General features: G+C 72.0%; 15 protein-coding genes. 6 read left to right on the top strand and 9 right to left on the bottom strand.

Annotated features, from left to right (window positions below):
• Positions 1 to 19: 19 nt before the first annotated feature.
• Complete coding sequence (locus tag ACZ67T_RS12090; protein WP_469983444.1) at positions 20 to 619, bottom strand: hypothetical protein; 600 nt, start codon at positions 617 to 619, stop codon at positions 20 to 22.
• A gap of 142 nt (positions 620 to 761) precedes the next feature.
• Between ACZ67T_RS12090 and ACZ67T_RS12085 the strand changes: the two genes are divergently transcribed.
• The gene (locus ACZ67T_RS12085) at positions 762 to 1,421 is read left to right on the top strand and encodes a hypothetical protein (protein WP_469983443.1); all 660 of its coding nucleotides are present in this window, start codon (positions 762 to 764) and stop codon (positions 1,419 to 1,421) included.
• Here ACZ67T_RS12085 and afsK read toward each other — a convergent pair.
• Positions 1,418 to 3,823 (bottom strand): protein serine/threonine kinase AfsK, encoded by a 2,406-nt coding sequence (afsK, locus tag ACZ67T_RS12080; protein WP_469983442.1) that lies wholly within the window; start codon positions 3,821 to 3,823, stop codon positions 1,418 to 1,420. The two genes, ACZ67T_RS12085 and afsK, sit on opposite strands and share 4 nt — an antisense overlap.
• A 246-nt stretch (positions 3,824 to 4,069) precedes the next feature.
• Positions 4,070 to 4,756 (bottom strand): VOC family protein, encoded by a 687-nt coding sequence (locus ACZ67T_RS12075; protein ID WP_469983441.1) that lies wholly within the window; start codon positions 4,754 to 4,756, stop codon positions 4,070 to 4,072.
• Positions 4,757 to 5,055: 299 nt separating this feature from the next.
• On the opposite strand from ACZ67T_RS12075, the gene ACZ67T_RS12070 reads away from it, so the two are divergent.
• Positions 5,056 to 5,703, top strand: a complete 648-nt coding sequence (locus ACZ67T_RS12070) for a TetR family transcriptional regulator (RefSeq protein WP_469983439.1) — start codon at positions 5,056 to 5,058, stop codon at positions 5,701 to 5,703.
• Positions 5,704 to 5,801: 98 nt separating this feature from the next.
• On the opposite strand, the gene ACZ67T_RS12065 is transcribed toward ACZ67T_RS12070, so the two are convergent.
• Positions 5,802 to 6,278 carry a nitroreductase family deazaflavin-dependent oxidoreductase gene (locus ACZ67T_RS12065; RefSeq protein WP_469983438.1) on the bottom strand — a complete coding sequence of 159 codons (477 nt, stop codon included), beginning with the start codon at positions 6,276 to 6,278 and terminating at the stop codon, positions 5,802 to 5,804.
• The gene (locus ACZ67T_RS12060) at positions 6,278 to 7,486 is read right to left on the bottom strand and encodes an acyl-CoA dehydrogenase family protein (protein ID WP_469983436.1); all 1,209 of its coding nucleotides are present in this window, start codon (positions 7,484 to 7,486) and stop codon (positions 6,278 to 6,280) included. Before ACZ67T_RS12060 ends, ACZ67T_RS12065 begins: the two co-directional genes overlap by 1 nt.
• A 226-nt stretch (positions 7,487 to 7,712) precedes the next feature.
• Here ACZ67T_RS12060 and ACZ67T_RS12055 point away from each other — a divergent pair, with 226 nt between their 5' ends.
• From ACZ67T_RS12055 to ACZ67T_RS12040, 4 genes are all read left to right on the top strand, one after another.
• The gene (locus ACZ67T_RS12055) at positions 7,713 to 8,891 is read left to right on the top strand and encodes a thiolase C-terminal domain-containing protein (protein ID WP_469983435.1); all 1,179 of its coding nucleotides are present in this window, start codon (positions 7,713 to 7,715) and stop codon (positions 8,889 to 8,891) included.
• Between the two features lie 223 nt (positions 8,892 to 9,114).
• Positions 9,115 to 10,071 (top strand): hypothetical protein, encoded by a 957-nt coding sequence (locus ACZ67T_RS12050; RefSeq protein WP_469983433.1) that lies wholly within the window; start codon positions 9,115 to 9,117, stop codon positions 10,069 to 10,071.
• A gap of 152 nt (positions 10,072 to 10,223) precedes the next feature.
• Complete coding sequence (locus tag ACZ67T_RS12045; protein ID WP_469983780.1) at positions 10,224 to 11,675, top strand: amino acid permease; 1,452 nt, start codon at positions 10,224 to 10,226, stop codon at positions 11,673 to 11,675.
• A 97-nt stretch (positions 11,676 to 11,772) separates the two neighbouring features.
• Positions 11,773 to 12,426 carry a pyridoxine/pyridoxamine 5'-phosphate oxidase gene (locus ACZ67T_RS12040; protein WP_469983431.1) on the top strand — a complete coding sequence of 218 codons (654 nt, stop codon included), beginning with the start codon at positions 11,773 to 11,775 and terminating at the stop codon, positions 12,424 to 12,426.
• A 10-nt stretch (positions 12,427 to 12,436) separates the two neighbouring features.
• Here ACZ67T_RS12040 and ACZ67T_RS12035 read toward each other — a convergent pair whose 3' ends face one another.
• Genes ACZ67T_RS12035 through ACZ67T_RS12020 form a run of 4 tightly spaced genes read right to left on the bottom strand, consistent with a single transcriptional unit; the run spans position 12,437 to position 14,795 of the window.
• Positions 12,437 to 13,012, bottom strand: coding sequence for a GNAT family N-acetyltransferase (locus ACZ67T_RS12035; RefSeq protein ID WP_469983429.1), 576 nt, complete (start codon positions 13,010 to 13,012; stop codon positions 12,437 to 12,439).
• A 5-nt stretch (positions 13,013 to 13,017) separates the two neighbouring features.
• Positions 13,018 to 13,905: a GNAT family N-acetyltransferase gene (locus ACZ67T_RS12030; protein ID WP_469983427.1), complete on the bottom strand. Its 888-nt coding sequence runs from the start codon at positions 13,903 to 13,905 to the stop codon at positions 13,018 to 13,020.
• A gap of 24 nt (positions 13,906 to 13,929) precedes the next feature.
• On the bottom strand, positions 13,930 to 14,346 hold the full coding sequence (locus ACZ67T_RS12025) for a Zn-ribbon domain-containing OB-fold protein (protein ID WP_469983426.1): 417 nt from the start codon (positions 14,344 to 14,346) through the stop codon (positions 13,930 to 13,932).
• Positions 14,343 to 14,795 (bottom strand): DoxX family protein, encoded by a 453-nt coding sequence (locus ACZ67T_RS12020; RefSeq protein ID WP_116512441.1) that lies wholly within the window; start codon positions 14,793 to 14,795, stop codon positions 14,343 to 14,345. Before ACZ67T_RS12020 ends, ACZ67T_RS12025 begins: the two co-directional genes overlap by 4 nt.
• Positions 14,796 to 14,826 lie beyond the last annotated feature (31 nt).

Genomic DNA, 14,826 nt, shown 5'->3' with positions numbered 1-14,826 from the left:
GGCGGCGGGAAAGTGTGGCTCAGCTCGGGGCCGGCGCTCCGTCGAGCTGACAGTGGTCGATCGACTGGAGCAGGTCCGCGCCGCCGCCGGGCTTCACCTTGGCGACCTTCGTGCCGTTGGCCGGGACGGTGACGGTCGTGCTGCTGTCGATGACGGTGATGTCGCTCGCGTCCTGGAAGTGGATGGTGAGGTTGTAGCGGCCGTCCCGGCTGCCGCGGTTCCTGAGCTCGACGGACGCGTACGAAGAGTTCTTGCCGGCGCACTTCAGGAGCTTCGCCGTGATGTCGTCGCTCCTGCCGCTCCCCGAGGTGCTGGAGGTGCTGGGGGTGCGGGTGGGTCGCCTGTTGTAGCTGCTGCCGCCCGACGTGTAGCCCGAGGAGCCCGAGCCGGAGCTGCCGTACGAGTCGTCGTCATCGTCGTAACTCGAACCGCCTGTCGTGCTCGACGACGATCCGCCGTGGTTCTGCTTCGAGCTGGAGCAGCCGCCTCCGCTGCTGCTGCTGTGGCTGCCGCTCCCCCTGCTCTTGCCCGAACCGTGGCCGCGGCCCGTCGAGAATCCGGTCAGTGCGAGTACGACCACGGCAGCCAGCGCCGTGAGCTTCAGTCCTCGTCGCAGCATCCTTCTGCTCCCCCGAAAATATGGTGATCGTTGCGTTCCTCTTGGCGACCCGACACCGTAGCAGCGCCGCGTGGCGACGGGTGTACTCCCGGCGTAGCGTCGTGACCGAGAGCCGAACCAGGCCGGATTCAGGAGGCTGCGCATGGTCCGCAACGTCCTCGGATCGATCCTCGCTCTCCTCGGAGCGACGGCCGCCGTTTCCAGCCCCTTCCGTGCGTGGTACGACGGCCGTCACGGGCGCTACTACCGCCTCGGTGACCTGTTCACGGGTACCGGAGTGACGGACGCGCGTGCGGAGTTGGTCGGTTCCCTCTTCCTGCCGTTCGCGGTGGCCGCCGCCGCGACGCTGATCGGTGTCGTGCTGCGGTCGCGGCTGCTCGTCGCGTTCGCGGGCGTGGTCGTGCTCGCCTTCACCGTGCTGTGGATGGTGCGGGTGGGGCAGGCCGAGGGGCGGATGGTGGTGGCCGGTGACGGTTCCGGGCTGGGGCTCGGAGTGGCCGGCGCGGCCGTCGGCGGTGCGCTGCTGCTGCTCGGCGCGGCCGTGATGAGCGGGCGGCAACAGCGGCTCCCCGAGGGCGCGGACCAGGGGTACGCCGGTGACGGCCCGGAGCCCACGCACTTCACCGACCCCGTCCCGCCGCCGGCGCCCACGCTCGACGGTCCCCAGCACACGCTGGAGGGCCCGATGCAGCCGTACGCCGAGCAGCCCCCGTACCCGGATCCCCCGTACGAGGAGCCCCCTTACGAGGAGCCCCCGTACGAGGAGGGGCAGCAGGGCGGGCGGCCCGGCGACAAGCCCTAGCGCGCCGTGGCCGTCCCGGTGCCCTTCTCCGCGTCCAGTGCGTACACGCAGCGGTCCTTGCTGCACGCGTACACCACGCCGTCCTTGACCACGGGTGCGCCGGTGATCTCGCCGCCCGTGGCGAGTTTCCAGCGGAGGCGGCCGTCGTCGGCCTTGAGGGTGTAGAGGAGGTGGTCGGTGGCGCCGAAGTGGATGCGGTTGTCGGCGACGACGGGTGAGCCGACGACCTCGCCGCCCGCCTGGAAGCGCCACTTGGGCGTGCCGGTGACGGCGTCGAGGGTGTAGAGGCCCTGGCCGCTGCCGACGTGGACGTGGCCGTGCGAGACGAGGACCGGTTCGACGGAGGAGGGGCGGGGTTCCGTCGCGATGCGCCAGCGGTCGCGGCCGTCGGTGGCGTCGAGGGCGTAGACGGTGCCGAGGTGGTCGGCGAGGTAGACGCCGCCGCCGGTGACGGCCGGGCCGGGGGCGAAGGCGGGCGGGCAGAGGAACACGGCGGGCGCCTCGAAGTGCCAGCGGACATGGCCGCTCGCGACGTCGACGGCGAGGACGCGGGTCCCGGCGGCCACGTAGACGTAGCCGTCGGAGGCCTGGGTGAGGCGGACGGGGACGCCTCCGCAGGAGGCCGCGTCGCCGATCGGGTACGACCAGCGCTCCTCGCCGGTACGGGCCTCCAGCGCGCGGAGCCGGGCGTCCTTCCACACGTAGACGGTGCCGTCGTGGATGACAGGTCCGGCCTCGGGGGACTCGAAGTCGGTCTGGGCGCCGGTGATCTCCCACAGCTTGTCGCCGTTGACGGCTTCCCAGGCCTGTACGCCGCCGCCGCGGGTGCCGGTGACGACGGTGCCGCGGTCGGCCTTGAGGGAGTACACCCAGGCGTCGCTCTGCAGCCGCCACAGGTCGTGTCCCTCGCGGGCGTCGAGCGCGTAGAGGGTGGGGCCGTCGGAGGCGTGGATACGGCCGTCGGCCACGGCCATGGACCAGGCGACGTCGCGCGTCTTGAAGCGGCGGCGGCCGGTGGACACGTCGAGTGCGTGTACCTCGAAAGAGGTCACGTAGACGAGGTCGCCGGCCACGGACGGGGTGCCCCACACGTCGTTCGACATACGGAAGCGCCAGGGCCGCCAGGCGGCGCCCGCCTCGGGGGCCGGGGCGGGGATCACGGGATCGGGGGCGCCGTTGACGCCGGGCTTGGGGCGGGACCAGGACGCGGCGAGGCCCGCGTCGGCGGGCGGTGCCTTCACCGCGGCGGCGCGGGCGTCGGCGACGCGCGGGCCGGGGCCGATCGGGACCTGCGCCCCGGCCAGGCGTACGGGCCCGGCGTCGGGTGCGAGGCCCGAGGTGCCGACGGGCGCGGGCGTGGGACGCCAGCCGCCGGTGCCGGGGACGTGGGACGGGGGCGGGCCGGGGGGCTGGGCAGGCATGGCCGGCATGGGGCCGGGGGCACCGCCGTGCACGCCCCGTCCGCCGCTGCCGCCGCGGCCGGGACCGCTGCTCTTGACCGGGGGCCGTCCACCCCTGCGTTCCTCGATGAGCGCGACGGAGCGCTCGGGGAGCCAGGCGGACGCGGTGCCGCTGTCGTCGCTGCCGGAGCCGAAGAGGTGCGGGGCGAGCTGGGCCTGGAGGTCCGCGGGCGAGGGCCGCAGCGGTGCCTCCATCTTCATGCAGGACTCGATGAGCGGCCGCAGCTCGGCGGGCAGTCCTTCGATGTCGGGGCCTTCGCGCAGCAGCATGAAGACGGTCTCGACGGGGTTGGCGCCGTGGAAGGGGGCGTGTCCGGTGGCGGCGAAGACGAGGGTGGAGCCGAGGGAGAAGATGTCGGAGGCCCCGGTGACGCTCCGGGAGTCCTTGGCCTGCTCGGGCGACATGTAGGCGGGGGTGCCGACGGCGACGTTCGTCATGGTCAGGCGGGTGTTGGAGACGCCGGAGGCGATACCGAAGTCGATGACGCGGGGGCCGTCCTCGACGACGAGCACGTTCGACGGCTTCAGGTCGCGGTGGACGAGGCCCGCGCCGTGGATGGACTGGAGGGCCTCGGCGATTCCGGCGGCGAGCCAGCGCACCGCCTGGGCCGGCAGCGGCCCGCACTCGTTCACTATTTCTTCGAGGGAGGGCGCGGGGACGTAGGCGGTGGCGAGCCACGGCACGGCGGCGCGCGGGTCGGCGTCGACGACGGCTGCCGTGTAGAAGCCGGACACGGCGCGGGCCGCCTCGACCTCGCGGGTGAAGCGGACGCGGAAGAGCTGGTCCTCGGCGAGTTCGGTCCGCACGGTCTTGATCGCCACGCGCCGGCCGGATGCCGAGCGCGCGAGATAGACGAGTCCCATGCCGCCGGCGCCGAGCCGTCCCAGGACCTCGAACGGGCCGATCCGCCTCGGATCGTGCTGCGTCAGCTGATCCACCACTTGCCTGCCTCCCCGTACGGGACCGGGTCGCTGTACACAGTCCCCGGTCAGCGTCTCACCACCGAAGCGCTACGGCGGCACGCACCCCGATTCTTCCTGTACGGGGCTCCGGTTGCGAACCCGGGGGCAAATCGGGGTGTCACGGGAGAGGTACCGCATTACGGGTCGGTTCCGCGAGGGAGGAAGTCGGTTCCGCGAGGGAGGAATTGGAGCGGGAGGGAGCGGGAAGGGCGCGGAGGGACCCGTTCAGCCCTGGTGGAGGGCGAAGGCGGCACCCTGGTTGTCGGTGAGGACGGCCACGCGTCCGTATGCGGTGTCGAACGGTTCTTCCTTTACGCGGCCGCCGAGGCGGGTGGCGGCGTCGGCCGTGGCCTCGCAGTCGGTGACGGCGAAGTGGACGAGGAAGCGGGCGGGGGCGTCGCCCGTGGTGACGGACAGGCCGAGGCCGGTGGCGCCGCGGCCCAGGACCGACGCGTAGAAGGGGACGACGGTCGCCCGGTCGCGCGCGTGGAGCTCGGTCCGGCGGAACGTGCCGGGTTCCCCCTGCACCTCGAAGCCGATGTGGGTGCCGGGCTGCCAGAGGCCGAAGACGGTGCCTTCGGGGTCGGCCGCGAGCGCCATCGTGCCGAAGGGGCCGATGGAGAGGGGTTCGACGAGCAGCCGCCCGCCGGCGTCCCGCACGGCGGAGGCGAGTGTCTCCGCGTCGCGGGCCTTGAAGTAGACGGTCCAGCCGGTGGGCGTGCGGCCGTCGCGGTCCGGGGCGAGGGCGGCGACGCTCCTGCCGCCGCTGAAGGCCTGCGTGTAGTAGCCGTACTCCGCGCCCGCACCCTCGTCGAAGGTCCAGCCGAAGAGGTCGCCGTAGAAGCGCTTGCCCGACTCCACGTCGGGGAGCGCGGCGTCGGCCCAGCAGGGGGCGCCGTCGGCGAACTCCATCGGTGTGCGTCCTTCCTGTTCACCCGCCGTACGCCGGTGTGCCGTACGTCACTATGGGGAGGGGTGTCCCCTGGGTGGCAGGGTGCCGCGTCCGCGGGTCGGCGACACGTTCAATTCGAACACTTGGCCAATTTTATCCACGGGGTTTTCCACAGGCTGTTGATAACGTGCGCGATCCCACCGGCCTCCACATGCGCAAAAGCCCCGGGCGGCCCCCCATCAACCCATGTGCCGGAGCCCCCAACCCCATTTGCAGTCGGCCGAATCGCGCTCCGATCACCCCTCGGTAAGCTGACGGCATGACAGGACAAGTACGTACCGTCGACGGCCGCGTGGCCGGACGGCGTGGTCAGGCGACGCGTCAGAAGCTGCTGGAGTGCCTCGGCGAGATGCTCAGCTCCTCGCCCTACCGGGACGTCAAAGTCATTGATGTGGCCCGGAAGGCAGGCACCTCACCGGCGACCTTCTACCAGTACTTCCCGGACGTCGAGGGCGCCGTCCTGGAGATTGCCGAGCAAATGGCCACGGAGGGCGCCGGGTTGACCCAGCTCCTCGAGGGCCGCTCGTGGATCGGCAAGGCCGGCTGGCAGACCTCGCAGGAACTCGTGGACGGGTTCCTGGAGTTCTGGCGGAAGAACGACGCGATCCTGCGCGTCGTCGACCTCGGCGCGGCCGAGGGCGACAAGCGCTTCTACAAGATCCGCATGAAGATCCTGAACTCCGTGAACAACTCCCTTACGGACACGGTCAAGGAGCTCCAGGCCAAGGGCAAGGTCGACAAGGACGTGAGCCCCGCCGCGATGGCCGGTTCGCTCGTCGCGATGCTCGCGGCGGTGGCCTCTCACCAGAAGGGCTTCCAGACCTGGGGTGTCAAGCAGGCCGAACTCAAGCCCAATCTGGCCCTGTTGGTGTATCTGGGCGTCACCGGCAAGAAGCCGACGAAGTAGCCCTGAAGCGGTCCTTCGGGTTTCCAGGTCCTGTCGAGCAGCGGCGGTTCGCGTCTGACGTGAGCCGCCGCTGTTGCAGTCTCAGCCGCCGGTCCGCCTCATCGGCGCACCAGCCGGAAGAGCCGGATCTCCCGCTCCACCCTCGCCTGGTACTTCGCGTACGGCGGCCAGAACGTGAGCACCGCCGCCCAGGCCTCCGCCCGCTCGCCGGAGTCGAGCAGCCGCGCGGTGACCGGGATGTCCTCGCCCTTCCAGTTGATGTCGGCGTCCGGGTGGGCCATCAGGTTCGCCGTCCACGCGGGGTGTCCCGGGCGGCCGAAGTTGGACCCGATCAGCAGCCAGGTGCCCGCCCCTTCCTCAGGCATGCAGGCGAGTGGCGTCCGCCGCGGCAGTCCGCTCTTCGCGCCGCGCGCGGTCAGGATGACCCCCGGCAGCATCTGGGCGCTGAGCAGCACCTTTCCCCGGGTGAGCCGGTGCACGGTGCGGTCCATCGCGGGGATGAAATGGGGGGCGACGCGGGCGAAGGCGCGGGTCGACGAGACTTTCTGCAGCAGTCTTGTTCCGGGTGGTGCCATCAGGCGCTCGCCTCCTGGCGGGTGAAGAGCTCGGCGGATTCCGCGGCGCGTGCGCGCAGCAGGTGGACGGGGCCGAAGAGGAGTTCGTCGCCGGTCGCGCGCTTGAGGTAGAGGTGGGCGTCATGCTCCCAGGTGAAGCCGATGCCGCCGTGCAGCTGGACGGCCTCGGACGCTGCGGTGCGCAGCGCTTCCAGGGCCTGGGCGAGGGCGAGACCGCCCGTCCGTTCACCGCTCCCGGAACCCGCCGCCCAGGCCGCGTAGTACGCCGCGGAGCGCGCCGCCTGCACCTGGACGTAGACGTCCGCGAGGCGGTGCCTGACCGCCTGGAAGGAGCCGATGGGCCGCCCGAACTGCTCGCGCTGGCGCACATGCTCGACGGTCCGTTCCAGGGCGCGCTCGGCGGCGCCGACGGCTTCCGCGGCGAGTACGGTCGCGGCCGCGTCACCCATGGCGGCGAGAGCGCCGGCCACCTCGCCGCCCTCACTCTCTCCTGAGCCGAGCAACTCGGCGGCCACGTCCCGCAGTTCGACCCGGGCGCGGGGGCGTGTCTCGTCGAGGGACGTCTGGCGGGTCCTGACGACTCCCTCCGCGTCGCCGTCCACGAGGAAGAGCAGGGTGCGTGAGCGGGCGAAGCCGCCGGTGTGCGCGGCGACGATCAGGAGGCCGGCGCTGTGTCCGTCGAGGACCTGGTCGGCCTGCCCGTACAGCCTCCAGCCACCGTCATGGCCGTCGTCCCGCCTGGCCTGGACGCCGCCCGCACGGCCGCCGCCCGACCAGTCGCCACGGTTGTCGCCGGTCAGGCCGAGCGCGGTGGCGAGGCCCTCGCCGGGTACGGCCAGCGTGGCGGTCAGGGCGCCCGAGGCGATGCGGGGCAGCAGTCCGGCGCGCTGGGCCTCGGTACCGAGGGCGAGGACGAGCGGGGCGGCGAGCGCCGCGGTGGCCAGGAGCGGGGTGGGGGCCAGTGCGCGGCCCGACTCCTCGCAGGCCAGGGCCAGTTCGGTGGTCCCGCAGCCGACTCCGCCGTACTGCTCGGGGAGGGCGAGGCCCGGCAGGCCCAGTTCGCCGCCGAGGGCCGACCACAGGGCCGGGTCGTAGCCGGCGGGCGTGCCGACGGCGGCCTTGACGTCCTCGGGGCCGCAGCGCTTGTTCATGAGTTCGTGCAGGGTGCGGCGGATCTCGTCCTGTTCCGCGGTGAAGGCGGCGTCCATACGGGCTCCTCCCACGGGTCCGGCGACCCCGGACCCCCTGTTCTGACGGTGCGTCATGTTAGGGCGGCGGGGGCGGGATGCACAGAGATATGCGCACAGGCGTGTACGGCGGTGTACGCAGAGGCGCGTGCGGCGGTATGCGCTGACCCGAGCGCAGAATTGCGCACGGACGCACACACGGAGACACCCTCTGGCGGATCAGCCGATCTGATGTACCGTCAGATTTATGACTGCCGCACTTCACGGTTCCCGCCGGGTCGCCATCGCCGGCATCGCCCTCTCCGACTGCGGCCGCGTGGACGAGGCCACTCCCTACGCCCTGCACGCCCAGGCCGCCCGCCGCGCCGTGGCCGACGCCGGACTCACCCCCGACGTCGTCGACGGGTTCGCCAGCGCGGGCCTCGGCGTCCTCGCGCCGGTCGAGGTGGCCGAGTACCTGGGGCTCAGCCCCCGCTGGGTGGACTCGACCTCGGTCGGCGGCTCCACCTGGGAGGTGATGGCGGCGCACGCGGCGGACGCCATCGCCCAGGGCCGCGCCCGCGCGGTCCTGCTCGTCTACGGGTCGACCGCCCGCGCCGACATCAAGGCCGAACGGCGCACGTCCAACCTGAGCTTCGGCGCCCGCGGCCCCCTCCAGTTCGAGGTGCCGTACGGGCACTCGCTGATCGCCAAGTACGCGATGGCGGCGCGGCGCCACATGCACGAGTACGGCACCACCCTCGAGCAGCTCGCCGAGGTCGCCGTGCAGGCGCGGGCGAACGCCGCGCTGAACCCGGAGGCCATGTTCCGCGACCCGGTCACCGTGGACGACGTGCTCGACGGGCCGATGATCGCGGACCCGTTCACGAAACTGCACTGCTGCATACGCTCGGACGGCGGCGCCGCCGTGCTGCTCGTCGCCGAGGACCTGCTCCCCGACTGCGCCAAGTCCCCGGTGTGGGTGCTCGGTTCGGGTGAGTACGTGTCGCACACGACGATGTCCGAGTGGGACGACTTCACCGTGTCCCCGGCGGCCGTCAGCGGGAAGCTCGCCTTCGAGCGGGCGGGCGTCACGCCCGACGAGATCGACCTCGCGGAGATCTACGACGCCTTCACGTACATGACGCTGGTGACGCTGGAGGATCTGGGGTTCTGCGCGAAGGGCGAGGGCGGACCGTTCGTGGAGAAGGGACGGCTGCTGCGGGACGGCGGGCTCCCCACGAACACGGACGGCGGCGGCCTGTCGGCCCAGCACCCGGGAATGCGCGGCCTGTTCCTGCTGGTGGAAGCGGTACGACAGCTGCGGGGCGAGGCCGGGGAGCGCCAGGTGCGCAAGGAGGGCGGGCGGCTGCCGCGGCTCGCGGTGGCGTCCGGCACGGGCGGATGGTTCTGCTCGTCGGGGACGGTGGTGCTCGGCACGTCCTGAGGCCTCGTCCACAAGTCCGCGGCCATGAGAAACCGGGAACCGGCACAATAAATTTGCAATTTCAATAAACCGATCGCGAACCCGAAATCGGATCGCGAGACGCGCGGCGCGTCATGAACAACCCGGAACCTGTTATTTCGGATGCGCAGTTTCCGTAGGGCGTGATCCTGAGTAGGGTGCTCCCCGTCGTCCGTACGGAAAAGCAGAACAGTGGCAGGGGAGCATGACCGCCGGCTCGTTCGAAGGACAGTACGTCTGGCATCCCGCCGCCGACGACCGAGAGCTGGCCAGGGCCTGCACGGACTTGAAGGCGGGCCGCTACTTCGGCGCGCACTCGGTCCTCGAGGAGACGCACGGCGACTTCGGACTGCGCGCCCACCGCTCCCTCGTCCTGGCCTCCGTCGCCGCCGACTCCGACCTCGCGGAACGCTGGCTGGAGGAGGAGCCCGGCCCCGACGCCGCCCTGTTGTGGGCGCGCGTCGCCGTGTTCCGGACCCTGCGCGCCGCCCAGTCGCACGACCGGCGCATCGGGGCGCTCGGCCGGATAGCGCTCGCCGCCTGCGACCGGGCCTCGGATCTCGCGCCCAAGGACCCCACCCCGTGGGCCGCCCGGCTCTCCATGGCCCGCCTCCAGCGGCCCCGCGACCGCGCGCCGCAGGGCCTGCTCACCGAGCCCCGCGGCCCCTGGGCCCAGTTCGAGCACGTCACGCGCCTCGACCCCTGGCACCGCGAGGCCCACCACCAGTTCCTGGCGTTCTTCTTCACCCGGCACGGCGGCACCGTGAACGCGGCCTGGGACGTGGCCGCGTATCTGAGCCAGCGCGCCCCGGCCTCATCGCCGCTGCGCCTGCTGCCCCTGGTCACCCTCGTCGAGGGCCACAACCCGGCGCACCTCCTCGCCGAGCACACCTGGGACCAGCCGCAGTGGAAGGCGACGGCGCTCGGCGCGTACCGGAACTGGCTGCCGCAGGTGGCCGGCTACCGCTTCACGCCGGTCCTCGACCTGGCGTATCTGGCGCACGCGCTGCACATGGCGCAGTGCGTCTTCGAGGCGCGGGCCGTGCTCATGGCCATGGGCCCGTACGCGTCCCGCATGCCCTGGAGCGTCTTCGGTGACCCCGGGGAACAGCTCAGCAGGGCGCGGCGCGCGTGCGGTCTGCCGGTCCCCCACGGCACCTGACCCCACCCGCCCCACAGGTTTCGGAAATTCCCCCACACCGGAAGGCCGAGGTTGTGTCCGACCCCCTGACCAGCGCACCCACTCCCCCCACGTCCCCCACCAGATCCGGGCGGCCCGCCGCCGCGCTCGACGACGACGCGACGCTGCACGCGATGGGCTACCCGCGGAAGCTGACCCGGCGCTTCAAGGCGTTCGACAATTTCGCGATTTCTTTCACGATCATCAACATCATCTCCGGCATCTTCTCCTCCTTCGGGTTCGGAATGAACGCCGGCGGGCCGCGCATTCTCGTGTTCGGCTGGATAGCCGTCGCGGCCATGGTGCTTTTCGTCGGAGCGTCGATGGCCGAAATCGCATCGGCGTATCCGACGAGCGGGGCTCTCTATTTCTCTGCAGGAAAGCTGGCGAAACGGCACAAGGGTGCCTGGTCCTGGTACACGGGCTGGCTGAATTTCGTGGGGCAGGTCGGCGGCACGGCGGCGACGGGCTATGCGGCGGCCACCTTCATCCAGGCGTTCGTCGTCATGCAGTGGCCGTCGTACCACGCGACGGCGCAGCAGACGGTTCTGATCACGGCGGCGATCCTGCTGCTCCAGGCGCTCGCCAACACGTACACGGTGCAGCTGGTGGCACTGGTGAACCGGATCTCCGTGTGGTGGCTCCTCATCGGCATGGTGATCATCGTGGTCGCGCTGATCGCCGTACCGGACCACCACCAGTCGGCGTCGGTCGTCACGCAGTTCACCAACAACACCGGCTTCTCCAACGGGATCTACGCGGCCCTGCTCGGCCTCCTCGTGACCAGCTGGACGTTCACCGGCTTCGACGGCAGCTTCCACATGTCGGAGGAGACGGTCCAGGCGACGGTCAACGCGCCCAAGGGCATCATGCGGGCGATCGGCTACTCCGCCGTCACCGGCCTGATCCTGATGCTGGCCCTCGTCTTCGCGATCGGGGACTACGCGGCGGAGGCGAGCGCGTCGGCGCCGCCCGTGCAGATCCTCATCGACGCGCTCGGCATGACGACGGCGAAGGTCCTGCTGCTGATCGTGATCGGCTCGATGCTGTTCTGCGGCCTGGCCAACATGACGAGCAACACCCGTCAGATCTTCGCCTTCTCGCGTGACGGCGCCATGCCGGGCTCGCGCTGGTGGCACTCGGTCTCGTCGCGCACGCGCACGCCGGTGAAGGCCGTGTGGCTCGCGGCGGCCTGCTCGCTGGTCCTCGTGGTGCCGGGCTGGTGGTCGCACACGGCGTTCACCGCGATCGTCAGCGTGAACGTCGTGGGTCTCTACCTCGCGTACGCCGTCCCGATCTATCTGCGCCTGCGCCACGACGACTTCCAGCAGGGGCCGTGGAACCTGGGCCGCTGGGGCAAGCCCGTCGCCGCGATCGCGGTGGTCTGGATCGTGGCGAGCAGCGTCCTGTTCATGCTGCCGCAGGCGTCCCCGATCAACGCGACGTCGTTCAACTACGCGCCGATCGCGCTGGTCGCCGTACTCGTGATCGCGACGGTGTGGTGGTTCGCGACGGCCCGCCGCCGCTTCCAGGGCCCGGTCAGCTACGGCAGCCCGGACGAGGTCGCGGCGATGGACCTCATCTGACGCGACTCGTCCGACGGGACTCGCCTGTCGACGCGGCGCCCCGCCTTCCGGTCGGACCGGTCGGCGGGGCGCTCGCGTTCGACGCGAGAATCGGTGCATGCCCGAACTGCAAGAGATCCTGAAGTCCCTGCGCGTCTGGGACACCGAGCTGCCCGCGTTCGACCCGTCCGCGGCCCCGTCCGCCCCGCTGCCGCTCTTCGTCGAGTGGTTCGCCGGGGCGGTGGCCGCCGGCCAGACCGAGCCGCACACCATGTCGCTCGCGACGGTGGACGGGGACGGCCTGCCCGACGTCCGTACGGTGATGCTGCACGGCGCCGACGAGGACGGCTTCCACTTCGCCTCCCACGCGGGCAGCGCCAAGGGCCGCCAGCTCACGGCGCACCCCCGGGCCGCGCTCGGCTTCTACTGGCCGTCGCAGGGCCGCCAGATCCGTGTTCGCGGTGATGTCACCACGGAGTCGCCCGAGGTGAGCCAGGCCGACCTGCACGTCCGCTCGACGGGAGCGCTGGCCGCGGCCCTGGTCGGCCACCAGAGCGAAGTCCTCGGTTCGCAGGATGAGTTGGAGCGGGCGTCGGTCGCGGCCTGGGAGCGCGCGCAGGCCGACCCCGAGGCCCCCGCCCCCACGTGGACGGCGTACGCGCTGGCCCCGCGCGAGGTGGAGTTCTTCCAGGGCGACGCCCGCCGCCGCCACGTCCGCCTCAGGTACCGCGCCACGGGGGCGGGCTGGGTACGGGAGCTGCTCTGGCCGTGACGCGGCCGGCTCACGCCACCGGCGGCTCGGGGTCCGAGGCGAGGCGGGCGTGCAGGTGCGCGTCACGGAAGGCGTCCTGCCGCCCCGCCTCGAACATCGCGCCCCGCAGCGTGCCCTCGTACCGGTAGCCGCCGCGCTCGGCGACCCGGCAGGACACCTCGTGCCCGAGGGCGTGCCCCAGTTCGAGCCGGTGGAGGCCGAGTTCGCCGAACGCCAGCCGGGACGCGAGGCTCAGCGCACGCGTCGCCACCCCGCGCCCGCGGGCCTCGGGCAGCACCCAGTAGCCGACGTGGGCGGTGCTGAACTCGGGCATGATCGCGTTGACACCCACGTGCCCGAGCACCTCCCCCGTGCTCTCGTCGGTGACGCAGCAGGACACGGATTCGCCGCTCGCCAGCGCCTCCTGGCGTGAGCGCAGGTACGCATGGGCCGCGGCGAGGTCGTCGACCGGGGTGAGCGGGGTGTTCCAGCGGCGGAACTCGGGGTCGCCGAGCCCGCGCAGTACGGCGGCGGCGTCCCCCTCGTCCCCGGCCCGCCAGGCCCGCAGAAGCAGTCCGTGGCCACGTATCTCAGGGGTGTCGGTCATGAGCGTCAGCCGTTCTCGGGTGCGGTGAAGGTGTGGACGGCGAAGTCCCGCACGGGACGGTAGCCGATGCGCCGGTAGAGGCCGTTGCTGGTCCGGTTGGCGAGGTCGGTGAAGAGGAGCACCTCGCTCGCGCCCGCGGCCCGGGCGGCGCGGCTCACCTCGGCGGTGACCGCTCCCGCGTAGCCGCGGCCGCGCAGCTCCTCCGGGGTGTAGACGGGCGCGACCCGGACCGCCCCGGCGGCCTCGCGGGTCACGCCGGCCATGGAGGCGGGCACGCCGTCCGGGGTCTCCCAGAGGGTGACGCCGCCGTACGAGATCCGCTCGTCGGCCCATTCCTCCGAGCCCGAGGCGCCGCCCGGAGTGCCGGTGTCCGCGGCGAACGCGGTGCGCCACCGGACCAGCAGCTCGCGGTCCGCCTCGGTGGCGACGCGGTGCCGCCCGGCAGGTGCGGGCTGCGGCGGGGTGAGGTCCCCGAGCCGGTACAGGCGCTGCTCGACGGCGCGGCGGGCCCGCGCTCCCGTGCGGGACTGCCAGGCGTCGGCGAAGGCGGCGGAGGCCGAGTCGACCCCGAACACGCCGGTCACCGACCGCCCGTGGAGCGCGACGGCGAGCGCGTCCGCCTGCTCATGGTCCAGAGGGCCGATATGGAGCCGGAAGGGCTTCGTCCACAGGAACGTCCCGCTCACGCGGCCGTCCGGCCCGTACAGCACCCCGAAGAGCTGCTCCCGCGCCCCGTACACCGCCGGCCCCCGTTCCCGCAGGCTCGCGGTGACGCTGAGGGCGACCGTGTGCAGGGCGGGTTCGGCGCGCAGGTGGCCGCCCGCGCGGGCGAGGAAGTCGTCGACGTCAGCGGTGAGGTGCCAGCCGGGTGCGGGAGCGGGGCTCTCTGTCATGACCGCATGGTGCCGCCCGTCGCCTCACGTCCGCGAGCGAAATACGGGGACGGAGAAGCCCTCCACCTCGCGGAAGGTGACCTCCAGGGGCATTCCTGCGCGGAGCTCGGCGCCTTCCGCGTCCACGATCTCCGTCATCATCCGCGGGCCCTCCGCGAGGTCGACGACGGCTGCGATGTACGGGGTGCGGGTGCCGAAGGGGGGCAGGTCGTTGCGGTGGACGACGGACCACGTGTAGAGGACGGCCCTCCCGGACGCCCGCGCCCACTCCACGTCCTCGCTCCAGCAGTGCGGGCAGAACTCGCGCGGATAGTGATGGGCGCGCTCGCACGCGCGGCAGCGGCGGAGCAGCAGGGTCCCGTCGGCGGCCGCGTCCCAGTAGGGGCGGGTGAAGGCGTCGGGCTCGGGGAGGTCGAACCGTACGGTCGCGGGAAGAGTCACAGGAACAGTCCGATCGCCGCGTCGAGCGACCAGGCCTGCCAGGACATGGCGAAGAGCGCCACGAGCGAGATGAGGGCCATCATCGCGTTCTGTCCCTGCTCGGCCCAGTCGTGGATCATCAGGACCAGGTACAGGAGATTCAGGAGCAGCCCGCCGATGAGGGCCACGGGCGTCAGCAGGCCCACCACGAGCCCGAGGCCCAGGGCCAGTTCGGCGTAGACGACGATGTAGGCCATCACTTTCGGCCGGGGGGTGACGACCGCGCCGAAGCCGCTGCGCACGGCGTTCCACCGGTGTTTCGCGGCGACGTCGGCGGCCCAGGCGATGCCGGTGCCCCGCTCGAACCAGCCCTTCTTGTCCTTGTGCCGCCAGCTCTCCAGCCACCACAGTCCGAGGCCTATGCGCAGCACGGCCAGCCATTCGACGCCGTCGAGCCAGATCGAGTCCACGACCGGGGCCCTCCTCTCCGTTTCTGACGGA

It is taken from the genome of Streptomyces sp. NPDC107517, from assembly GCF_055582645.1.
The sequence above is the reverse complement of the archived record's forward strand: the minus strand, read 5'-3'. Positions and strand labels throughout refer to the sequence as shown.